The 22373-nt window shown below is 72.3% G+C and carries 18 protein-coding genes and 3 pseudogenes; 7 read left to right on the plus strand and 14 right to left on the minus strand.

All coding sequences use genetic code 11. The annotated features are described in order from the left end of the window. The first annotated feature begins 85 nt into the window (after positions 1–85). Positions 86–1078, plus strand: coding sequence for a helix-turn-helix domain-containing protein (locus IE257_RS07280; protein WP_189965823.1), 993 nt, complete (start codon positions 86–88; stop codon positions 1076–1078). A 249-nt stretch (positions 1079–1327) separates the two neighbouring features. Next, on the plus strand, positions 1328–1876 hold the full coding sequence (locus IE257_RS07285) for a ribosome-inactivating family protein (protein ID WP_229920204.1): 549 nt from the start codon (positions 1328–1330) through the stop codon (positions 1874–1876). A 201-nt stretch (positions 1877–2077) separates the two neighbouring features. Here IE257_RS07285 and IE257_RS07290 read toward each other — a convergent pair whose 3' ends face one another. The 4 genes and pseudogenes from IE257_RS07290 to IE257_RS07305 all read right to left on the minus strand — a co-directional run bounded on the left by IE257_RS07290 (position 2078) and on the right by IE257_RS07305 (position 7260). Next, a complete protein-coding gene (locus IE257_RS07290) occupies positions 2078–2947 on the minus strand; it encodes an AraC family transcriptional regulator (protein ID WP_189965827.1) in 870 nt (289 codons plus the stop codon). Positions 2948–3187: 240 nt separating this feature from the next. After that, positions 3188–4318: a PucR family transcriptional regulator gene (locus IE257_RS07295; RefSeq protein WP_189965829.1), complete on the minus strand. Its 1131-nt coding sequence runs from the start codon at positions 4316–4318 to the stop codon at positions 3188–3190. A 388-nt stretch (positions 4319–4706) separates the two neighbouring features. After that, positions 4707–6269: pseudogene (abc-f, locus tag IE257_RS07300) on the minus strand (ribosomal protection-like ABC-F family protein); the annotation flags it as partial. Beyond that, positions 6232–7260, minus strand: a complete 1029-nt coding sequence (locus IE257_RS07305) for a helix-turn-helix transcriptional regulator (RefSeq protein WP_189965831.1) — start codon at positions 7258–7260, stop codon at positions 6232–6234. The gene IE257_RS07305 and the pseudogene abc-f, both read right to left, overlap by 38 nt. A 257-nt stretch (positions 7261–7517) precedes the next feature. Between IE257_RS07305 and IE257_RS07310 the strand changes: the two genes are divergently transcribed. From IE257_RS07310 to IE257_RS07320, 3 genes are all read left to right on the plus strand, one after another. Continuing rightward, entirely contained in the window at positions 7518–10259 is a 2742-nt protein-coding gene (locus IE257_RS07310) for a M4 family metallopeptidase (RefSeq protein ID WP_189965835.1), read from the plus strand. 113 nt (positions 10260–10372) lie between these two features. After that, positions 10373–10720: a hypothetical protein gene (locus IE257_RS07315; protein ID WP_189965838.1), complete on the plus strand. Its 348-nt coding sequence runs from the start codon at positions 10373–10375 to the stop codon at positions 10718–10720. A gap of 141 nt (positions 10721–10861) precedes the next feature. Further along, a complete protein-coding gene (locus IE257_RS07320) occupies positions 10862–11368 on the plus strand; it encodes a DinB family protein (protein ID WP_189965843.1) in 507 nt (168 codons plus the stop codon). Positions 11369–11629: 261 nt separating this feature from the next. On the opposite strand, the pseudogene IE257_RS39355 reads toward IE257_RS07320, so the two are convergent. The 7 genes and pseudogenes from IE257_RS39355 to IE257_RS07350 all read right to left on the minus strand — a co-directional run. Further along, positions 11630–11788 (minus strand): annotated as a pseudogene (locus IE257_RS39355) (barstar family protein); the annotation flags it as partial. Beyond that, on the minus strand, positions 11752–12945 hold the full coding sequence (gene galK, locus IE257_RS07330) for a galactokinase (RefSeq protein ID WP_189965845.1): 1194 nt from the start codon (positions 12943–12945) through the stop codon (positions 11752–11754). The gene galK and the pseudogene IE257_RS39355, both read right to left, overlap by 37 nt. Beyond that, on the minus strand, positions 12942–13985 hold the full coding sequence (galT, locus tag IE257_RS07335; protein ID WP_189965848.1) for a galactose-1-phosphate uridylyltransferase: 1044 nt from the start codon (positions 13983–13985) through the stop codon (positions 12942–12944). Before galT ends, galK begins: the two co-directional genes overlap by 4 nt. 207 nt (positions 13986–14192) lie before the next feature. Then, positions 14193–14534, minus strand: a pseudogene (locus tag IE257_RS39360) (hypothetical protein); the annotation flags it as partial. A 231-nt stretch (positions 14535–14765) separates the two neighbouring features. Beyond that, entirely contained in the window at positions 14766–15581 is an 816-nt protein-coding gene (locus tag IE257_RS07340; protein WP_189965850.1) for a sugar phosphate isomerase/epimerase family protein, read from the minus strand. A gap of 23 nt (positions 15582–15604) precedes the next feature. Then, entirely contained in the window at positions 15605–16522 is a 918-nt protein-coding gene (locus IE257_RS07345; protein ID WP_189965852.1) for an SCO6745 family protein, read from the minus strand. An 89-nt stretch (positions 16523–16611) separates the two neighbouring features. Beyond that, positions 16612–17067 (minus strand): hypothetical protein, encoded by a 456-nt coding sequence (locus IE257_RS07350; RefSeq protein ID WP_189965854.1) that lies wholly within the window; start codon positions 17065–17067, stop codon positions 16612–16614. An 85-nt stretch (positions 17068–17152) separates the two neighbouring features. On the opposite strand from IE257_RS07350, the gene IE257_RS07355 reads away from it, so the two are divergent. Continuing rightward, the gene (locus IE257_RS07355) at positions 17153–18793 is read left to right on the plus strand and encodes a N,N-dimethylformamidase beta subunit family domain-containing protein (RefSeq protein ID WP_229920180.1); all 1641 of its coding nucleotides are present in this window, start codon (positions 17153–17155) and stop codon (positions 18791–18793) included. A 142-nt stretch (positions 18794–18935) separates the two neighbouring features. Then, the gene (locus tag IE257_RS07360) at positions 18936–19334 is read left to right on the plus strand and encodes a VOC family protein (protein WP_189965856.1); all 399 of its coding nucleotides are present in this window, start codon (positions 18936–18938) and stop codon (positions 19332–19334) included. Between the two features lie 160 nt (positions 19335–19494). Here IE257_RS07360 and IE257_RS07365 read toward each other — a convergent pair whose 3' ends face one another. The 3 genes from IE257_RS07365 to IE257_RS07375 are packed head-to-tail and all read right to left on the minus strand — an operon-like array spanning position 19495 to position 22336. Next, positions 19495–20316: an ABC transporter ATP-binding protein gene (locus IE257_RS07365; RefSeq protein WP_189965857.1), complete on the minus strand. Its 822-nt coding sequence runs from the start codon at positions 20314–20316 to the stop codon at positions 19495–19497. Next, positions 20313–21341 (minus strand): FecCD family ABC transporter permease, encoded by a 1029-nt coding sequence (locus IE257_RS07370; RefSeq protein ID WP_189965859.1) that lies wholly within the window; start codon positions 21339–21341, stop codon positions 20313–20315. Before IE257_RS07370 ends, IE257_RS07365 begins: the two co-directional genes overlap by 4 nt. Beyond that, positions 21338–22336 carry an ABC transporter substrate-binding protein gene (locus IE257_RS07375; protein ID WP_372452966.1) on the minus strand — a complete coding sequence of 333 codons (999 nt, stop codon included), beginning with the start codon at positions 22334–22336 and terminating at the stop codon, positions 21338–21340. The genes IE257_RS07370 and IE257_RS07375 overlap by 4 nt, the downstream gene beginning before the upstream one ends. Between the last annotated feature and the right edge of the window lie 37 nt (positions 22337–22373).

Below are 22373 nucleotides of genomic sequence, written 5' to 3' on the forward strand. Positions count from 1 at the left end.
ACCGCTCCCATCAGGCACTATTCACGGTCTGCCGCCATGGCGCATACTCTCCCCGCTGCGGCAAGCGGAAGAGAGTCGGTCGCCGATGCTGGATGTTCTGGGCCTCGAACCCGATGACGAGCGCGTCTACCGGGCGCTGCTCGGGCAGCCGGACACCACCTCGTCCCTGCTGGCGGAGCAGCTCGTCCTGCCGCCGGCGCGCGCCGCCAGGGCGTTGTCCCGTCTGGTCGGATGGGGCCTCGTGACCAGGTCGGCGGACGAACAGTTCACCGCCGCACCGCCGGCCGTGGCCCTGGGCGCCCTCATCAGCGAGCGCCGGGACGGGTTGCGCATGGCCGAGCATGCGCTGGTGACGTTCGCCGAGGAGCACCGGGCGGCGATGACGGGGAACAGCATCAGCGATCTGATCGAGGTCGTGACGGGTGTCGACGCCATCCGCCACCGCTTCCTCCAGGTGCAGCAGGCGGCCCGCTCGCAGGTCCGAAGCTTCATCACCGCGCCCTTCGTCGCTCTGCCGCCCGGCGAGAACACGGCCGAACCCGTGGCCATCGGCCGTGGGGTGCACTTCCGGGCGGTACTGGACCGGGCCGTACTGGGAGAGCCGGGCATCATCGACGATGCGGTCGATTCACTGCGCAAGGGCGTGCAGTTGCGTGTCGCCGACCAGCTGCCGATGAAACTCGTGCTGGCCGATGCCGACCTCGGCCTCGTCCCGCTGGCAGTCACACGGGACGGAGAGCCCGGCGCCGTGCTGCTGCACCGCAGCGGCCTGCTGGACGCGTTGGACGCGCTGTTCGAGACGGTATGGCGCACCGCCCACCCCCTCGAACTCTCGGGCACCGGCGCAGAAGCCGAACAGGCCGTCGAGCTCGGTGCGACGGGCCCGACCGACCTGGACCGGAGGATCCTCGGGCTCCTCCTGGCCGGCCTGACCGACCAGACGGCGGCGGCGCAACTCGGTCTGTCACCGCGGACGCTGCACCGACGCCTGCGCCACCTCACGGACTTGGCCGGAGTCCGCACCCGGATGCAGCTCGGCGGTCACGCCGTCCGGCACGGCTGGGTGGAGCCGAGCTGACGGGCCCCGTTCCGTTCTCTCACGCGGTGTTTTCTTAGCATCAGAGGTCAACAATTCTCCTGGTCGCCACCCGGACGACTAGAAAGGAGCGCATCGAACCGAACCTGTCAGCGGTCGGAATGATGGCGAAGGTGGTGATGTGCATGCGTGAGTGCAGCAGGATCCATTCGAATGCGGTCAGATTACTTACGAGCCGTCCGAGTTCTGGGCATCTCCCCTGAAGGGCCGGCCGCCATGCTGATACCGATAATGTTTTCTCCGGCGCTGGCCTCGGCCGACGAATATCGATCCCTGACATCGACCATCCGGTCGAAGGTGCAGGATGCCCAGGGCTTCTTCGGCGGAGCCGCGCGCAAGGAGGGCGAAATGCCCTACCTTCCCCTCCACATCCAACTGCGGGGTCTGTTCGTCGAGCTCTACATCGAGCTCCGCCCACGCAATACGAGCATGCGCCTCGCCGGGTTCCGGAACATCTTCGAGAACGGCCAGGCCCCGCCGGAAGCCTACGTACGGCACGTGCGGGACGCGGCCGCGCCACCGGGCCTCCCCCGAACGGAAGCCCTGCCGTTCGGGGGAGGCCGCGCCGACCTGGAGACGGCCGCCGCCGTCCGGCGCGCGGGGGTCCTGCTCGGGCGCCGGCCCTTGAGCAACGCGGTCGTCCGACTGCACCAGAATCGCGATCCGCGGAGCACCGCTCACGGAATGCTCGTGCTCTCGGAAATGCTCTGCGAGGCCGCCCGATATCCCGCACTGGCCGATGCGATGTCACGTATCTGGATGACCGGAGGACGGCTGTAGTCCGCAGCAGCCGCCTGAAGTCCAACGGTCCGAGGGCAGCGTCGCCGCCTTCACCTGACGACGGCGTCCCGAACCGGTCGCAGCATGAATGCGACCGGTTCGGGCCGTTGGCGGCGCATATGATTCAGGCGCACATTCGCCGGCGCCGGCCGAACGGCTGTTGGGCAGTCCGGACTGATTCCGGGATCGCACCGCAGTCCGCTACGCCGGTTCGACGGGCAGCCACAGTTCGCAGGTCGCGGTGCTGAAATCGGCCGCGCGCTCGAGGACCGCGACGATCGAAGGACCGGGCCGCAGACGCCAGGGGTTGGAGGGGAACCACTCGGTCGCGGTCGCGGCCCAGGTCGTCTGCAGTGCCTGTGGATGCGGTCCGGCGGTGCGGAAGACGGCCCACCTGCCGGCCGGCACCTCGATGGCGTCGAGATCGTCCGGGGCCGCCGTGTCCCGGGACACGGCGACGCCGTGCAGGTAGGTCAGTTCGCTGCCTTCCGTTCCGTCGGGGTCGAGGTCGTCGCAGACTTGCAGCAGGCCCCCCGGGTCGGCGTCGCCGAGGGACTTCAGCCGGAGATGCTCCTGCGGCGGCAGTGCGGCGATGTGCTGCTGGATGTGCGGATTGACGCCCTGATGGATGAGCGGAACCCGGGTGGCGTGTCCGACCAGCCGGAACGCGGGTCGGTCGACGAGGCGGGTGTCCATGGGGATGCTCCCTTCGACGGTCAGGCGGATCCTGAGCCGTGGTTGTGTGCGCAAAGGGCCTCCGTCGCGTCGCACGTCACGGGGTCCGACGCCGTGGACCGCACGGAACGCGCGTCCGAACGCCTCGGTCGAGCCGTATCCGTACCGGACGGCGATGCTCAGCAGATCGTCCTCGCCGCGAACGACGTCGGCGGCGGCGACGGTCATGCGGCGCCGGCGCACGTACTCCGACAGCGGCATGCCGGCCAACGACGAGAACATCCGGCGCAGGTGGTATTCGGTCGTGCCGAGCTCCCCGGCCAATCCGTTGACGTCGAGCTCCTCGGCGAGGTGCTCCTCGACGAGATCGACAAGCTGGTTGAGTGCCGAGATCACGGGGCCTCCTTTCGGTGTCAACCCTGCCCGGCCGGACCCCGGCCGGACCCGACCGCTGCGGACCGATCCGATCATGCGGCTGGACCACTCGGTCCGGGTGGACCCGGGGCACTCGGCCGCGCCCGCTCGGCGGGCCGGAAGACCGACGTGGTCGGCACGTCCCCGCGCGGGGTGCGCAGCGGCCCGGCCTCCCCGCCCCGCGAAGGGCGGAGCCGACCGGGCCGGGTCGGACTCCTCGGGTCACAGGCCGTTGACGCGGGCGATCCTCTCCACGACCAGCGGCGCGAAGTTCGTCGTGATGGCTCGGCCCGTCCTGCGGCCCAGCCGGGAGTGCTGGATTCGAACCTGTGCCAGCAGTCGGCGGCTGCGCAGCGCCATCTCCAGCTCGAACCGGGTACGGGGGTCACGCAGCCCCGCCCCGAAGAGCTTCTCCAGCTGCCGCATGCGGTACCGCACGGTCTGGGGATGCACGCTCAAGGCCTTCGCGGCCTCGGGGGCGCCACCCCCTTCGAGCCAGGCGAGGAGGGTCACCTCCAGGCGCTCGCTCTGACGTGGGGTCAAGCCGGCCAAGGGCCGCAGCGAGTGGGCGGCCAACGCGCGGGCCAGCGGTTGGTCCTGGAGGAGCAGCAGCGACGAGAGGTGGTCGTCGACGAAGACGGGCCGGGTCTCCACACTCGGGCGGGCCGGGGTCAGGGCGAGCAGGCGCAGGGCCCACCGCAGGGAGGACGCGGTGTCCGTGAGGGGAACTTCGTGGCCCACGGCTGCGAGGCGGCCGCGCAGCGGGAGTTCCAGCGTGGCGCGGGTGTCCGGGTCCGAACCCGGGACCAAGAGACAGGGCTGGCCCGCGAACACGCCGACGAGAGGGTTGTCGAGCAAGGCCGCCAACTGCTGCGTCTCGCCGGGCGTGGCCAGTACGACGGCTCGTACGGCTGGTGGCAGCGGCCAGCCGGCCGCTTCGGCCAGCTCGGCGAGGGACCGCCCGGAGGCAGACCTGGCGTCGGTGAGCGCCTTGAACAGGTCCTGACGTGCCCGGTCGGACGGTTCGGCCGACCCGTACCAGTCCCGGTGGCCTTCCTCCTGCTCCTCCTCGGTTCTGTCCTCGCCGGCTCCCTCTGTACGGGGGTCGCCGCCGCTCGGGTTCCGGCTACCGGGTTGCCGGTAGCCGAGGGCGGTGCACAGTGCTTTCTCCACCGAGAGCCTGAGCGCTTCGTCATCGATGGTGCCGTAGGCGTCGACATGTGCGGTGAGTGCCGGAGTCCCGCGCAGGAGCTCCTTCACTATCTCGTCGGCCAGCACGGGGAGCTCCCTGCGCAGGACGCGTGTCCACTCGCCGCGGGGGCGGGACCAGATGCGGTTCAGGAGTTCGCACATCGTTTTCCTCGTTCATGCGGGTGAGGCCTGTCCGATGGGAAGGCAGGAAGCCGACCGCAGGACATCTGAATCGTCGATCCTCTTGCTGGATAGGCGGGTTGATGCCTCGGTTCTGCCTCGTGGGAGCTTCGGTCCCTGCGGTCGTCCCTCAGCGGTGCCTCGTTGCTGTCGTCGGAATGCGGGGTGACAGGCGGCAGCGCCGCGGCCTGTCATGAACCCGTCGGAAGAAGATCTTCCGGATTGTTGGATGTGTGGAGACACGCTGCGGGAAATTATCACTTTTCGACAATTCCTGTGGAGATGCTGTGTGCCTCCAGCATGCTGCTCCTCTCGTCCCGCTACACGGCTGTCACGACGGGCCCCGCGCGGCCCTGGCGACACGGGCGGGTCAGGGGATCGTTCGGCCGTCGCGCAGTTCCAGGTGCTCGCCCGGGAAGCGCCGGCGGAAGCCGCTGTCGTGCGAGACCGCGACCACCGCTCCCGGGTACGCCGCGAGCGCCGCCTCCAGGTCCTCGACCAGGTCGAGCGCGATGTGGTTCGTCGGCTCGTCGAGTACGAGAAGGTCCGCGGGCCGGGTCACCAGGGTCGCGATCTGCAGCCGCCGCTGCTGTCCCGCCGACAGCGCCGCGACCGGAACGTCCAGGTCCTCCTCGCGGAACAGCCCCAGCGCCAACAGCTGTTCGGCGTACTCCTCCGGCAGCCCGGGCCGCCCGGCGGCGAAAGCCGCGAGCAGCGGGAGCCGCGTGGAGCGCGCCGGCAGTTCCTGCGCCAGGTACCCGATGCGGGCGGGCCGGCGTACCGCTCCTCTGTCCGGTTCGAGGTCGCCCGCCATGACGCGTAGCAGCGTCGTCTTGCCGGCTCCGTTCTCCCCCGTGACCAGCAGCCGCTGTCCCGGCGTGATGGCCAACCGGCCGTCCAGGCGCAGCCGTTCACCGACCGCCACCCCGTCGAATTGGGCGAGCGGCGCATCGGCGCGCTGCCCGGCGCCGCCCGCCGGCGGGGCCGCCGTGAACCGCAGGGGCTCGGGAGGCGCCGCGACGGGGTTGCCCCGCAGCCGGGCCAGCCGCTCCCGGGCCGCCCTCACCTGCCCTCCGAGCTTCGCCTCGTGGGCGCGGCGATGCTTGCCGAAGCCCTGCCGGGGTTCCTTGCCGGTGGTGGCCATCCGTTGCGCTGCCGCCTGGAGCAGTTCCTCGGTGCGGGCGAGCTCCTGGAGCCAGTCCGCGTACTCCTGTTCCGCACGGCGGCGGGCGGCGGCCTTTGCGGCGCGGTAGCCCGGCCAGCCGTCGCCGTAGCGGTGCACGGTGCGCGCACCGCGGTCGACCTCCAGGATCGTGGTGGCGATGCGCTCCAGGAAGCCGCGGTCGTGGGTCACCGCGACGACGGTGCCCCGATGTGCGCGCAGGTACTCCTCCAGCCAGCGCACCGCCGCGGCGTCGAGGTGGTTCGTCGGCTCGTCGAGGAGGAGCAGCTCGGGGGCGGCGGCCAGCACGCAGGCGAGCGCGAGCCTCGACTGCTCGCCTCCGGAGAGCGAGCCGAGGAGGCGGTCGCGGGTGATCCCGGCGAGGCCGAGGCCGTGCAGGGCGGCGTCGACGCGGGCATCCGCCTCGTATCCGCCGCGCTCCTCGTAGGCGATCAGCAGCTCGCCGTAGGCGTCGAGTTCGTCCTGCGGCGCCCCGGCGAGACCCTGCTCCGCCGCACGCAGCCGGTGTTCCATGTCGCGCAGTTCGGCGAGGGCGAGATCGACCGCGTCCTGGACGGTGCGGTCCGGGTCGAGGTCGAGGGTCTGGGCGAGGTGGCCGGTACCGCCGGGGAAGGTGACGGTGACCTGCCCGGCGTCCGGCACCTCGGCCCCGGCGAGCAGCCGCAGCAGCGTGGACTTGCCGGAGCCGTTCTCGCCGATGACTGCGGCCTTCTCACCCGGCCGAACGGTGAAGGAGACCTGGTCGAGGACGGTCCGGACCGCCGGATCCCGCGAAGCGCCCTCCCCGCGCCTCGGGCTCGCCGTCCGGCTCCGGGCGCGGTTGCAGCCAGCCGCGAATGGCGGCCTGGACGCCGGCCTGGAAGCGGGTGTCGGCGCCGAGTTCCTCCAGCATGCGGGTGATCCGCCGGCGGGCGGTGTGCACGTGCACTCCGAGCCGGCGCGCGATGGTCTCGTCCTTCAGGCCGGAGGCGAGCAGCCCGAGCAGTTCCCGCTCGTCCGAGGTGAGGGGGCTGCCGGGACTGCCGACGGGGGTGGCGCGCGCCCACAGCGACTCGAACAACGGCAGCGCGGCCCGGTGCAGCAGGGATTCGCCGAACACCAGGGCCGCTCCACCGGATCCGTCGTCGTTCCCGGGCGGCGGTGGCAGTAGGCAGGTCCGCCGGTCCACGAGGACCAGGTCAGTGGGCAGGCGCCGGCCGATCCTGGCCTGGAGGCCGAGTCGGGTGAGGGCGATCAGCTCCCTCGCCCGGTCCGGGAAGTCGGTGCCGCGCCGGTCGGTGACGGTCCGTACGGCGACGCCGCGCGCCAGCAGGCGGCGGAGGCGGTCCCGGACGACCTCCCCGGCCTCTCCCGCCCCTCCCACCTCTCCGGCACCCTCGCCGCCGGGCGCCGCCTCCGGTGCCTGCGGTGCCTGCGCCGTGCGGTCGAGTATCAGCACCTCCGTCTCGGCGGCGTCGAGCATGGCCTCCAGGCGGGCCCCGACCTCTTCGAGGCCCGTGAGGATCTCGATGCCGGCCGGGGGTTCGGGGGGCCTCGGGGGCTGCGGCGGAAGCCGGTGGGCCAGCCGGTCGGCGTAGGAGCGCAGGGACTTCAGGTCCGCCGACTCCTGGTGCAGCAGGGCCTGCCGGCGCTGGATGAGTACGCGCAGCAGGTCGGCCGGGTCGGCGGCCGTGTGGATCACCGGCCTGCTGTCGTCCTGCGTGCGGGCGGGAGTCCGGTCGTGCGGGTCGGTTTCGATCATGCCGGGGATTTTGACCGCCTTCACAGAGCCCCCACAAGTGTGCATGGCCACTTCTGAGGGGGGCTCGGCTCTGGTCCGGAGCCGCCCGCGGCGCTTGCATGGCGGCGACTCACAGCAACGCATCAGGCACTCATGGTTGAGGAGACCCCTTGTCAGAGTTCAGCGCAGGTTCGTCGGCGCCCACCCCTGCCGCACGACGGATATGGCGGAAAGAACTCCGCTCCGCCGGAGGAATAGCGGTTCTGCTGGCCGCCGCAATGACCTTGCAAGCGTCGCCGGCATGGGCCGCGGACCCCGGCCCCTCGAACGCCGTCCCCGGCCAGGACACCGCGACCCCGGTGCTCGTCGAGGGCATACGGGAGCCCGTGGACGCCAAGGCCGCCCCGGCCGACGCGGCACGCCAGCACCTCGCCGCGAACAAGAGCCGCTACCGGATCCCCCGGGCGGGCAGCGACCTCGTCCCCCTGGCGGCGACGGCCACCGGCTCCAAGGACGAGACGGTGCGCCTGCAGCAGAAGCACCGCGGTGTCGACGTCCTGGGCGGCCAGTACGTCGTGCGCATGCAGAAGCAGGACGGCAAGCGGGTGGTCACCGGCACCTCGGGGCACTACTTCACCGCCCTGAGCACCGACGTCACGCCCCAGGTCGCCGAGGACGTGGCGGTCCGCCGCGCCGTGGCCGCCACGGCCCGCCGGCTGGGAGCGGCACTCGGCAAGAGCCAGGCGCCCCGGTCCGAGTCCGGTGATCCGGCGGCCACCGGCATGACCGGTGAGGCCAGGGGCCTGGTCGTGCTGCCCAAGGGGGCCGGCGTCCTCGCCTACCGCGTCACCGTGCGCGGCACCGCCCCCGGCACCGGGGCCCCGGTCGTGGACGAGGTGTACGTGGATGCCCGCTCGGGCTACCCGGCGCTCCAGTACAGCGCACTGAAGACGATGGCGGCCCCGGAGGCCCGGGCGGCCGGCGAGGCCGCCGAGGGCCCGACGGCGGACGGCCCGCCGGCCGCGCCGGCGAACCTGGTTCCGGAGACCGGGTCCGGGGCTCGGCTCAGCGGCGCCGCGACCTCACTGGACATCGCCTACGACCCGGCGGCCGGCAGCTACCTCCTCGCGGACGCGGGCCGCATGCGCGCCACCACCAAGAGCCTGCTGGCCACGTGGGACGCCCGTGGCAAGTCCGTGTCGGAGACCTCGGGCAGGTGGCCCGCCGGCCTCACGATGTTCACCTCCCCGAACACCGCCTTCGGCGCCGCCGCCACGGACTCGGGAGCCGTGGACGCCCACTGGAACGCGGGCCAGGTCTACGACTTCTACAAGAAGAACCTCGGGCGCGACAGCCTCGACGGGAGTGGCGGGGCCGTCAACTCCCTGGTCGGCGTGACGTACTACGGCCAGCCCTACGCCAACGCGTTCTGGGACGGCACCAAGATGGTCTACGGCATCGGGGACTCCGAGTTCAAGCCGATGTCGGCCGACACGGACGTCGTCGGCCACGAGATGACCCACGGGGTGATCGAGCACACGGCGAACCTGGTCTACGCGGGCCAGTCCGGCGCCCTGAACGAGGCCCTGGCCGACTACTTCGGCAACGCGATCGACGTCACCGCGAGCGGGACGCCGATGAGCGCCCCGACCGCCGGCCTGATCGGCGAGGACCTGTGCCGCACGAAGGCGGCCGCCGACTGCGCCCTGCGCGACCTCAACGACGGGGCCACCACCTCGAAGAGCTTCCTGGGCGTTTCGTTTGCCACCGACAACGGCGGGGTGCACCTCAACTCGACTATCTTCTCAGGCGCGTTGTGGGACATGCGCGAGGACCTGGGCGGTGAACTGGCCGACAGGATCGTGTACAAGGCCGTCACCGAGTACATGACGCCGATCGACGGGTTCACCGAGGCCCGGGGCGCGGTCCTCGCCGCGGCCAAGGCGCTGGGCGCGACCTCCGGCCAGCAGAACGCGGTCAAGCGGTCGTTCAACGCCCACGGCATCGTCCCGGGCTGGGAGCTGGCCCTCGGCGTCGACACCGACACCCTCTTCGGCAAGCTGAACACCATCGACTCCGGGGTGGGTGCGGGCGGAGGCTGGTGGACGGCCTCCAAGTCCAACGACGACGGTTCCGAGCCCTACTCGGTCTACGCCGGCCGGCTGGACGGCAAGGGCGCCCCGAAGGTGATCAGCCCCAACGACGGCCGCTACCACACCGCCCCGGCCACCGACGGCAAGACCGTGGTGTGGACGGCGTACGGCCCGACCTCGGTCGACGTCCTCTCCCGTCCCGTCGCGGGCGGCCCGGTCAAGACCCTCTACAGCTCGATGACCGGCGTCGCGGGCCTGCGGGTGGAGAAGAACACCGTCGTGTTCGAGGAGTACGACATCCTCGGCGGCCGGCACGTCGGCTACATGCGGCCCACCGACAAGGCCCCGGTCTTCACCGACGGACGGAAGTGGAACACCCTGACCGCCCTCCCCTCCATCAGCGACAACAAGATCGCCTACGCGAAGCTGTACCCGCAGGGCGGCTCCTACCGGCTGGGCGTGGAGGTCGTCGACCTCGCCACCGGCAAGGCGGTGCTGACCGAGCAGCTCGACGAGCCGGTGAGCCTCGGCCAGACCGGCATCAACGGCAAGAACGTGTTCTGGCTGGCCGACACCGACGAGAGCGACGGCGGTCTGACGTCGGTGATCAGCTCCGGCCTGGACGGCCGCGGCGCCTTCATCGTCAGCAGCGAGCACAAGCCGGGCGCCTTCATCGCCTCCGACCTGACGGTCTCGCAGGACGCGCTGACCCTCGTCGCCCAGACGCCCGACACGCGGTACCGCAACGAGTCGCTCTCCAAGCTGTGGCAGCTGACCACGGACGGCTCCCGCCGCGAGCGGGTCTCCTGCAACCGCGGTGAGCAGAACTACCCGGCGGCCGGCGCGGGCCGCCAGGTAGCCTGGCTGGACGCGACCACCGGCTCCACCGACCTGGTGGTCCGGGAGCGCCCGGCCGGCACCTGCTGATCCCTACCGACGAACGACGGGGCCGACGGTCGTACCGCCGGCCCCGTCCGCGTCCCCGCCCCACGACGGGCTGCGCACCCTCCGGCCGAGGCATCGATAGGGAGGGAGTCGGGATGACGCTCGTCATCGAACTGCGGCGCGGAGTCCTGGCCTCCCGGACCGGACGGAAGCCAGGGCCGCGTCCGGCAGCGGGGACGCTGGAGCGGACAGTCGTCGATGACGAGTTCTGGACGGCTCTCGAAAGGCTGGGCCGACACCGGCTGACCACCCTGGCCGACGTCGATCCTTACGGGAACACCGTGCTGCGCGGTCAGGCAGTGGAGCGGATGGTGCGGGAACTGGAGAGTTCGGATCTCGCTCGGTTGAAGGGCGTCGGGCACGAGGCGATGACGGCCCTGTTGGCCTGGGGCCTGCGCTGCCGTTCGGACAGCAGCCTGCGCATTGCCTTCTCGGGCGACTAGGGCCTGCTCGGCGGAACATGCCGGGCGGCCCACCGGCGCTGAATCGCTGTAGCGACCCGCCGACAACGAGCTGGGTGGAACAGGTTGGGCCCGTCGAAAAATACTTCGACATCGGTCGCGTGATCGGGGACGCTTCGCGCGATGACCAGAATCGACGACACACCGTCCGCGTGGGACGAGCGCACCCAGCTCACCACGTTTCTCGACTACACACGTGACACCGCCCGGGCCAAGTGCGATGGCGTCTCCGCGGAGAACGCCCGCAAGGCGCTCCTGCCGGGCTCACCGCTGATGACCATGAGCGGATTGATCAACCACCTCCGCTGGGTCGAGTACCACTGGTTCCAGGTGGTCTTCCTCGGCGAGGAAGACCGGGGCCCCTGGACCGATGAGGACCCCGACCGCGAGATGCGCATCGCCGTCGACTTCCCGCTCACGCAGTTGCTCGACGAATACGCCGAACAGAGCGCCCGCTACCGCGAACTGGTCGCCGGGCACAGCCTGGACGCCCAGGCCAAGGGAGCCGTCCGCGACGGTCTCCATGTCGACCTGCGCTGGATCCTCCTTCACCTCACCGAGGAGACGGCCCGCCACAACGGCCACCTGGACATCCTGCGCGAGATGCTCGACGGCCGGACCGGCAACTAGACCCGGCGGAGCCAGAGTCAAATCAAGGCGACGGTGACGGTGACGGTGCCGTGGAGGAGTACGCCTTGTCGCCGCCGAGGACGATGCCCTCTGTTCCCCGCATGACTGCAGCCGTCCCTGCAGGGACGGCACGGCTGCTTCGTCACAGGACATGACGACCACGAGCCTGCCGAGTTCGATGCCCTCGGGCCGCTGTATGCAGGACCATCGCTGTCCTGCCCACAGCAGGGTGTCGAAGAGCAGCCGCTGTTCGCAGGGGTCGCCCGCAAGTGCCTCATCCGCGGCTTCCACGATCAGTACGCAGTGGTCCACCGACAGCCACGGCAGGTCGCCCAGACAGTCGGAGAGGGCATTCCAGTTCCGTCCGAGGCAGTCCGGCCGTTTCAGTCGGTCGTAGAACCGTTGGACGACGCTGTCCAGGCGAGCCGGGTGGCGCCCGGGGACGGGGCGGCCGGGGTGATGCGGGGTGGGGCGAAGTCCGCTCGGCGGAAGGCCTCCGTCACCGCGCGCGTCACCGCTTGCTCGGACTCCGCTTCGATCAGGGCCAGGGCGGAGCCGCCGAAGCCGCCGCCCGTCATCCGGGAGCCGTACGCGCCCGCCGCGTCCGCCGTGGCCACCGCGAGGTCGAGCTCCGGGCAGGACACCTCGTAGTCGTCGCGCAGCGAGACGTGTCCTTCGGTGAGCAGCGGGCCCGCTTCGCGCAGCCGGCCGGCGCGCAGCAACTCCTCGATGCGCAGCACCCGTTCGTTCTCCGTCACGACGTGCCGGACCCGCTTGCGCTGCACCGGGTCGTCGAGGCGGGCCAGCGCCCGCTCCAGTCCCTCGTACGGGATGTCGCGCAGGGCGGGCAGGCCGAGGGTCTCGGCCGCCCGGTGGCAGGAGGCCCGGCGCTGGGCGTAGGCCCCGTCGGCCAGTGCGTGCTTGACCCGGGTGTCGATGACGAGGAGGCGCAGGCCGGCCGACGAGCAGTCGAAGGGGATGTCGCGCTGTTCGAGGGTGCGGGTGTCGAGGTGGAGGGCGTGGCCCTCGGTGGAGCACGCCGAGGCCATCTGGTCCATGATCCCGCAGGGGACGCCGACGTACGCGTTCTCCGCGCGCCGGGCGAGTACGGCCAGTTCCGGCCGGGTGAGCGGGATCCTGTACAGGTCGGTCACGGCCAGCGCGGTGGCGACCTCCAGGGCGGCGGAGGAGGACAGGCCGGCACCGGTCGGCACGTCGGACCGTACGTGCAGGTCGGCTCCGCCGACCGGAAGTCCCGCATCCAGCAGGGCCCACACGACCCCGGCCGGGTACGCCGCCCAGCCCGCGGCGCCCCGCGGAGGGCTCGCCGGGTCGAGACCCGCAAGGTCGAGGGTGACGGCACCCGAGGGGGTGTCGGCGGAGTGGACCCGCAGGATCCCGTCGGTACGCCGGGCGGCGGCCACCTCGGTACGCTGCGGCAGGGCGAAGGGCAGCGCGAAGCCGTCGTTGTAGTCGGTGTGTTCGCCGATCAGGTTGACCCGGCCGGGGGCCGCCCAGACGCCCTCGGGCGGGTACCCGTACAGCTGCCGGAACTCATCCTGTGCCGTGTCGCTCACGCGCTCGCCACCTCCCGCAGCCGGGCGGCCGCGTCCTCGGGCCGCACGTCGTTCATGTAGGCCTCCATGCCTGACTCTGTCCCGGCCAGGTACTTGAGCTTGTCCGCGGTCCGGCGGACCGTGAAGAGCTCCAGGTGGAGCGCGAAGTCCTCGCGGCCCTCGCCCGTGGGGGCCTGGTGCCAGGCGGAGATGTACGGGGTCGGCTCGGGCCGGTCGAAGAGCCGGTCGAAGCGGCGCAGCAGCTCCAGGTAGACCCGCGGGAACTCGGCGCGGGCGGCGTCGCCGAGGGCGGGGAGGTCGGGGACCCGGTGGCGCGGGTAGAGGTGGACCTCGTACGGCCAGCGCGCCGCGTAGGGCACGAAGGCGGTCCACTGCTCCGTTTCGAGGACGACCCGGGTGCCTTCGGCGCGTTCGGCGGCCAGCACCTCATCGAAGAGGTTGCCGCCGGTCCGCGCGCGGTGGTCGGCGACGGTGGCGAGCATGCGGGTGGTACGCGGGGTGACGAAGGGGAGGGCGTAGATCTGTCCGTGCGGATGGGCGAGGGTGACGCCGATCTCGGCTCCCCGGTTCTCGAAGCAGTAGACCTGCCGGATCCCCCCGCGGGCGGAGAGTTCGGCGGTGCGGTCGCTCCAGGCCGCGAGGACGAGCGCGGCGCGCTCCTCGTCGAGCTCGGCGAAGGAGGTCAGGTGGTCCGGGGTGAAGCAGATGACCTCGCAGCGGCCGGTGTCGCCGACGAGGGACGGGAACCGGTTCTCGAAGACGGCCACCTCGTAGTGGGGGGCCGGGATCTCGCTCGCGCGCCCCTCGGTGGAGGGGCACAACGGGCATGCGTCGGCGGGCGGGTGGTAGGTGCGGCCCTGCCGGTGGGAGGCGATGACGACGTGGTCGCCGAGCAGCCGGTCGCGCCGCACCTCGGAGCGGGTGGCGGCGGCCGACGCGGCGAGCGGGCGGGTGTCGGGGAAGGCGCGGGGGGCGCCGTCGCCGGTGTCGTAGTAGAGGATCTCGCGGCCGTCGGCGAGGCGGGTGCTCGTGCGCTTCACGTGGGGAATTCTCTCACTCCAGGGTGACGACCGTGGTGCGGCCCAGGTCGGGCCGGTCGCGCGGGGGAAGTTCGGTGCCGGGGCGCTCCAGTTCGAGCACGACGATCTCGTTCGTGGTGGTCCCGGTGTCGCCGGTCGAGGCGTGCCAGAGGGGTCCGGGCGCGCAGAGCGTCCGCTGCGGCCGCGCGGGGTGTCGTAGTGGCCGAGGAGGAAGCCGTTCACCCAGACCAGGCCGGTCCCCCAGCCCGACATGTCGACGAAGGCGTCGGCCGGACCGTGTGTCGTGAGCTCGTGGGTGAAGCGGTGGAAGGCGGGCCGGCCCGCCTGCGCGGGGTGCGGTGCGAAGTCGAGTCCGGTCGGGTCGGTGAGCGGCAGCGGCCGGATCTCCCACTCGAACAGCTGCTGGTATCCGTGGCGGACGCCGCGCCAGATGCCCTTGCGGTCGCCGAGGAGCGGCCCGTAGTTGACCCCCCCCCTGCGCCCGCACGAGGACGACGAGCACCACGCCCGCCTCGCCGACCGGCAGGTCGATCCCTTCGTCGGGAGCATTGCGGTCGAGGACGCCGAGGGGCACCCCGTCGGCGAAAAGGATGTACGGATGTACGGATGTACGGACGCGCCGACCGCTGCGTCGACATGGGGCGCGTCCCGGGTGACCCGGGGCGGTCCGGGTCACCCGGCAGGTGGTCCGGGTCATCCAGCGATGGTCCGGGTCATCCGGCGGTGGTCCGGGGCTGTCCGCGGGGACGGGCCCGTCGTCGTGCCCGCAGCAGGAGTTCCTCATCCGCCCCGGCCACCCCGGGTGCTGCGGGGCCGGTCCGCCACCAGCCCGTGCAGGTACGCGCGGCCCCGCGCGAGCAGTCCGGGCAGGTCGGCGGCCGTGGGGTGCCAGCGTTTTTCGTACTCCCAGCAGAGCCAACCGTCCCGCGGCACGGCGGCAACCACCTCGGCCAGGGGCAGTACCCCGGCGCCGAGCAAGACGGGGGTGAGGTCCCGCGCCGACCGCACGTCCTTGACCTGTACGTAGCCCAGGTGCGCGGCCAGGGACCGGATCGAGGCGGCCGGCGGCTCACCGCCCAGCCAGGTGTGCAGTACGTCCCACAGGGCACCGGCGCCCGGATGCGCGACCCCGCCGAGCACCCGGGCGACCGCGGCGCCGGTGCGGTGCGAGTCATGGGTCTCCAGCAGGATCCGCACCCCGTGGCGCTCGGCGAACGGCGCCGCGGCCAGCAGCCGGCGGACGGCCCGGGCGTCGTCGCCCTGCCCGGGCGGGTCATCGCCGCCGGGGAAGACGCGTACGTAGGGGGCCTCCAGATCGGCGGCGAGCCGCACCAGGGCACGCAGTTCGGCGAGGACCGGCTCGTCCGGGCCCGGTGCGGCCACCCGGGCATAGCCCGCGACGGCGAGCACGGCGACCCCCGAGGCGGCGAGGGTCCGCAGCGCGGCGGCGCGATCGGCCGCCGCGCCGGCCGTGTGCAGGGGCTCCTCGGGGTGGGCGCGCAGTTCGAGGCCGTCGAAGCCGTGGGTCGCCGCCAGGGCGGCGACGCGGTCGAGCGGGGCGCCGGGCAGGCCGAGTGTGGAGAAGGCGTACTTCACGGAAGCTCCTCGCGAGCGGCGGATCAGCCCTCGTAGTCGTACTTCATCCCGATGCCCAGGGTGCCCCGGGTCGGGAGGATGCCGGCGCCGACGATGTCGAGGACCGGCGGCAGCAGGAGGTCCGCGAGCCGGGCCACCTCCTGCGGGGTCAGCGCCGACCACGGGCCCGAGGCGAGTTCGTCGGTGAGCTTCTCGACCTCGGTGCGCAGCGCCAGACCGGCCGCGGTGGCGGCGCCGTCGCCGCTGCTGTCGCCGCCGCCGGCCTCGGCCAGCAGGCCCCGGGCGGCGAGCCTTCCGCGGGCCGCCTGCCATTCACCCGCGGACCACTGGCGGCTCTCGAACCACTCCGCCGGGGCGGCTCCGACACCCGACTGCAGGACCAGGGACTCGACCGGGTCGAGGTGGTGGGCCTGGAGGGCGGCGAGGTGGCCGTCCCCGCGGTGCTCGCGCAGGATCGTCGCGGCGTGCCAGAGCACGGTGTGTGCTGCCGAGGGCCAGGGCAGGGCGGCGTTGGCGGCGGCCAGCGGGCGTCCGGCGGTGGTGACGGCCTCGGCGGCGCGCCGGGCGAGCCGGGCGGCCTCGGCCAGCTCCGGGGAGGCGGTGCGCTCGCCGAGCAGGGCGTGCAGGGCGCGGTCGGCACCCACGGCCCGGGCCGCGAGCACCCGGGCGGGCCGGGCGGTGTGCCAGGCCCGCGCGAGGTAGTGCTCCACCATGCGCGGGCTGAAACTGTAGAAGAGGGCGTTCACGAGCGTGGCGTCGGCCGGTCCGAGCGGTGCGGCCCGGTAGGCGAAGTACATCGGCCACCGGTCGTCGGTGGCGTATCCGAGCGCGCCGGCCTCCTCGTACGCCTCGGGCGCGAAGTGGACGACGGCATGAACCGGTTCGAGCAACTGCCACAACTTCCGTACCGTGCCCGGTTCGTGCGCACTGCTGTACGTCATCCCGCGTTCCCCCGAAGTCGGTCGCTGCCCGGCCCAACAGGGGGCAGCCTAGGTCGTCCTTCCCGGATCCGGCCGTGGATTTCGCACGGTCAGTCGCGGACGCGGCCGGCGAGCCAGGGCGTGAGGGAGGGGCCGATGATGCGTTCCTTGTACGTCTCGTCGCCGGGCAGGGGGACGACGAGCGAGTAACCGGGCGGGAAGAACCGCCCCTTGACGAAGGCCAGTCGGCCGTAGACGGACGTCAGGAACGGCGGAACGGCGTCGCGGGGGACGTCGAGGAACTCCACGCCGTCCACGGTGATGTGCGCGTCGTCCTCGGGGAAGAGGTGCACGGTGACCGCCGGGCTGCCGCCCAGTTCGACGAATGCCTCGTGGGGCAGCGAGCCGTCGGGGTCGGTGACGGCGAACAGGGCCGCGGACGTCCTGCGCGACGTCCGGTCGGCGCCGATGTCGTCGGTGACCGTCATGGTCAGCCGGTACTCGGCCGCGATGGCCCGGATCGCGGTGACGGCGGACTCGGTGGTCGGCAGGGGTGGGTGCGTCATGATCCGGATCATGCCGCACCCGGGATCGGTCGGCGTGAGCAGGCCGGTGGAAGCCCGGGCCCAAGCGTCACATAACGTGCCCTCCATGGATCAGAAGTACATGGCCGGGGCTGCCGCGGACGGCGAAGGCGCAGGCAGGCGGCGGTTCCTCGCGCTCGCGACGGGGGCGGCCACGGCTGCGGGTCTGGGGGCCGTGAGCGGGTGCGCGAACGGCAACGGCGACCGTCACGGCGGCGGATCCGATGCGGGGGCCGGGTCGAAGTCGGAGTCCGCCTCGCCGGGCGGGAAGCCGTCGGCGGGAGGGGCGCACGGCTTCGACGTCAAGGCCGAGAACGCCCGCCCGGGCCACTCCGACTGGCCCGTGACCAAGGCCGGCCCGGCGCGGGCGATCGAGGGGTTCGCGGACCGGGTCAGCGTGCTGCCCGGCGAATCCTTCGGGCTGCACGTGTCGACGACCGCGCCCCGGTTCACCGTCTCCGCCTACCGGATGGGCTGGTACGGCGGCGCCCGCGCGCGGCTGGTGTGGCGCTCCGAGGCCCTCCCCGGGACCCGCCAGCCGGAGCACGCGGTGGATGCCGGGACCCGGATGGTCCGCACGCGGTGGACCCGTACCGCCACGGTCGGCACGAAGGACTGGCCGGAGGGCTGCTACCTGCTGCGACTCGACGCGCAGGGAGGCGAGGGCCAGCGCTTCGTACCGCTCACCGTCCGCTCGGCGACGACGGCCGGACGTACGGTCGCGGTGAACGCGGTGGCCACCTGGCAGGCGTACAACCGCTGGGGCGGCTACGGCAGCTACGACGGCCCCAATGGCGGGTTCGCCTCCCGCTCCCTCGCCGTGAGCTTCGACCGTCCGTACGACTACGACGACGGCGCGGGCCTGTTCCTGGTGTACGAGGCTCCGCTGGTGGCACTGGCCGAGCGGCTCGGCATACCCCTCGCGTACACGACCACCACCGACGTCGCGCGGGAGAAGCAGCTCCTGGAAGGAGCGAGCGCGGTGCTCTCGCTCGGGCACGACGAGTACTGGTCGCCGGAGCAGCGGGAGCGTTTCACGGCCGCGCGCGATGCCGGTACCAATATCGCGATCCTGGGCGCGAACTGCTGCTTCCGCCGGATCCGGCTGGAGCCCTCCGATCTGGGGCCGGACCGCACCCTGGTCTGCTACAAGTCCTCCTACGAGCAGGATCCGGGGTTCAAGCGGGGCCACCCGGCGACGGTGGACTTCCGCTCGGCGCCCGGCGCCGACCCGGAGAGCTCGCTGCTCGGAGTGATCTACGACGGCTATCCGGTGGACGCCCCGTACGTGGTCACCAACCCGGGGCACTGGCTCTTCGAGGGCACCGGCGCCAAGGCGGGCGACCGCTTCGAGCACTTGGTCGGCGTCGAGTACGACAAGGTCGACACCGGTTTCCCGACGCCCCGGCCGATCGAGATCCTGGCCCACTCCCCCGTGGTGTGCGAGGGCCGGCCCAGCCACCAGGACACGGCCTACTACACGGTGCCGAGCGGGGCGGGGGTCTTCGCGACCGGGACGATGCGGTGGGTGGAGGCACTGGACGCGACCGGCGACGGGCGGAGCGGGCGCAACCACGGTCTGGATGCGCGGTCGGGGGCGCTGACCACGCGGGTGACCGAGAACCTCCTGCGGGTGTTCGCCGCGGGTCCGGCCGGCCGAACCCATCCGGCGCAGGACAACGTCAGGTCCGTGTACGGGAGTTCATGAGGCGCAGCGGCTGCCGTGCGGGCGAAGGAGGTGGACTTCGCCCGAACGGGGCGTTTAGGATCGTGATCACGGCATCGCGTGTCGGTCACCGTCCGGGTGAGACATGGAGGCGCCGCGACGTGCCTTTCGGAGGCATTCACTCATGTCCGTCCGGCTGAACCACACGATCATCCACTCCCGTGACAACCGGGAATCCGCCACCTTCCTTGCCCACATCCTCGGTCTCGAGGTCGGGACCGAGTGGGGCCCGTTCGTCCCCGTCGACACCGCGAACGGCGTCACCCTGGACTTCGCGACGATCCCGGTCGAGTCCATCACCGTGCAGCACTACGCGTTCCTCCTCTCCGAGGAGGAGTTCGACGTGGCGTTCGAGAAGATCCGGTCGGCCGGGGTCCCCTACTTCGCCGACCCGCACGGCAAGCACCCCGGCGAGATCAACCACAACGACGGGGGCCGCGGGGTCTACTTCACGGACCCCAGCGGGCACGGGATGGAGATCATCACCCGTCCGTACGGCTACCAGGACCCCGGCGCCGAGTAGGGCGCCGGGATCCGCGCCGCGGCCTCCGCCGTCGGCTCGTCACCGAGCAGCGCGACGAGGACGGGTACGGGCAGCGGTGGATGATCCCCCGGAGCCGGGCCCGGCGCAGCCGTGGCTCCGCCCCCCGGCCCCGGCCCCGGTCCCGCTCCCACCACGGCGGTCATCCGGCCGTCGTACGGCTGTTCCCGTCCAAGGGAAGGTAGACGATGTTCGGCGCGCCGGTGTCCGGGTGGACCTCGATGCGGGTCCGTACGCCGTACACCTCGGCCAGCAGCTCCTCGGTGAGCACCTCGTGCGGCGGGCCCGAGGCGGCCACCCGGCCGCCCGACAGGACGTAGAGCCGATCGCAGTACGCGGCGGCGAGGTTGAGGTCGTGCAGGACGAGCAGGCCGGTGGCGGGCAGGGCGCGGACCAGGGCCAGGATCTCCAGCTGGTAGCGGATGTCGAGGTGGTTGGTCGGCTCGTCGAGGGCCAGCAGGCCGGGGTCCTGGACGAGGGCGCGGGCCACCAGGGCGCGCTGGCGTTCGCCGCCGGAGAGCTCCTCGAAGCGGCGGGCGGCGAACGGGCCTGCGCCGACGGTCTCCAGGGCCTCGGCGACGCGCCGGGCGTCGCCCGGTCCGTCCTGTTCCCAGAACCGTTTGTGCGGGCTGCGCCCCATGGCGACGACCTCGCGGACGGTCAGCCCGAGGGTGCCGCTCGCGTCCTGCGGTACGACCGCCACGCGCCGGGCCCGGTCCTTGACGGTGAGCGCGCCCGCGTCCGCGCCGTCCAGCAGAACGCGGCCCGCGGTGGGGCGCAGGGCGCCATAGACGCAGCGCAGCAGGGTGGTCTTGCCGCTGCCGTTGGGGCCGACCACACCCACCGTCTCGCCGGGGCGGGCGGTGAGGTCGATTCCGTGCAGCAGCGGGTGTCCGTCGATCTGGTAACGCACGCCCTCGACGGCGAGTTCCACCGGCGGCGCCACTTCGCGCTTCCCGGTCATCCGGTGATCCCCTCGGTCCGGGTGGAGCGGCGCAGCATCCACAGGAAGAACGGCCCGCCGACGAGCGCGGTGACCACGCCGACGGGCACCTCCGCGGGCGCGGCCGCGGTACGGGCGACCAGGTCGGCCAGCACCAGGAACACCGCCCCGCCCAGCGCGGCCACCGGCAGCAGCGCCCGGTGCCCGGCGCCCACGACCATGCGGGCGGCGTGCGGAACCATCAGCCCGACGAAGCCGATCGCCCCGCTGTAGGCGACGAGCACGCCGATGACGAGCGAGGTGAGGACGAAGGCGGCGGCGCGGAAGCGCGCGGCGTCGAGGCCGAGGGTGCGTGCTCCCTCCTCTCCGGCCAGCAGCAGGTCGAGCGGCCTGGCGAGGGCGATGAGCAGTCCGGTGCCGAGGAGCAGCGCGGTGGCGGGCAGGGCCAGTTCGTCCCAGCGGGCCCCGCCGAGACCGCCGAGGGTCCAGAAGAGGACGGAGCGGATCTGGTCGGGGTGCGCGGAGAGCACGAGGACGAGGCTGGTGAGGGCGGACAGGATGTACTGGACGGCGACGCCGGCGAGCGTGAGCCGTCCGGTGGTCATGGTTCCGCCGCGGCGGGCCATCGCGTAGACGGCGACGAGCGCGGCCATGGAGCCGGCGAAGGCGGCGAGGGGCAGGCCCATGCCGAACGCGAAGGCCCCCGTACCGAAGACGATCACGAGGACGGCTCCGGCCGAGGCCCCGGAGGAGGCACCGAGCAGGAAGGGGTCGGCGAGCTCGTTGCGCACGAGGGCCTGCAGCACGGTGCCCGCGACCGCGAGCCCGGCGCCGACGACGGCCCCGAGGAGGACGCGCGGCAGCCGGACGTCCCAGATGATGGCGGCGAAGGCGCCGGTGCGCCGCTCCCCCGACAGCCCGCCGACGACGATGTCGAAGACCCGGTCGGGGGCGATCCGTACCGCCCCCAGCGCGAGGCCGGCGACCGTGGAGGCGGCGAGCGCGGCGGCCAGGACGAGGAGGACGGCGACGGTGCGCAGCCTCACGGGGCGGTCGGGTGGAGCTGTCCGCCGAGGGACTCGACGGCGTCTGCGACGCGCACGCCGAGGACGGCCGAGGAGAGCGGCAGCACCACGAACCGCCGGTTCTTGACGGCCGGAACCTCGGCGAGGGCCGGGTCGTTCAGCAGGCGCTGCTTCTTGGCCTCGACGGTGGTGCCGCCGTAGTCGTAGATGAGGACGACCTCGGGCCGGCGCTCGATGACCTGCTCCCACGACACGTCGCCGAAGGTGTCCTTGAGGTCGGCGAAGACGTTCGTGCCGCCGGAGAGCGAGACGATCTCGTTGCCGATGCCGTTGCCGCCGGAGGTCGCGGCGGAGGCCTCGCCGGAGTCGTAGACGAAGACGGCCGGCCGGGGGCGGTCCTTGACCCGGGAGGTCACGGCGTCGATGCACCGCTGCTCCTCCTCGACGAGCTTCGCACCGCGCTCGGGCACGCCGAAGGTCCGCGCGACCTCGGTGATCTCGGTCTTCAGCTGGTCGAGGCCGACTCTGCCCTCGGTGCAGTACTCCACGTTGAGGCGGGAGTTGATGCCGGATGCGGCGAGTCCCTCGCGGTCGCGGCCCTGTCCCTTGTCGAAGGCGCTGGCGTACCCGCCGTAGACGAAGTCGGGGTCGGCGCCGAGCAGGACCTCCTTGGAGGGGTACTCCTTGGCCAGCACCTTGACCTTGTCGTAGGCGGGCCGGTAGACGGGGAGCACCGCGTCGTCGAGGTAGGCGGACCCGGCGATCCGGTCGCCCAGCCCGAGGGCGAGCAGTAGCTCGGTGGCGTGCTGGTTCATGGTGACCGCACGCTGCGGCGGGGCCTGGTAGGTGCTGCTCACACCGCAGTTGGTGAGGGTGTACGGAAACCCGGGCGCGGCCGCGGGGTCCCCCGCGGCCTTGTCCTCCGCCACCCCGGGAGAGCCGGCGCAGGCGGCCAGGGGTATCAGGAGTGCGACGGGTATGAGCGCGCGCAGGGCGGCGGCGCGGGAACGCGACAGCATGACGGGGCCTCTCCGGGGGATCCGCGTCCCCTGG

Source organism: Streptomyces avidinii (assembly GCF_014650695.1).
Classification (GTDB): domain Bacteria; phylum Actinomycetota; class Actinomycetes; order Streptomycetales; family Streptomycetaceae; genus Streptomyces; species Streptomyces avidinii.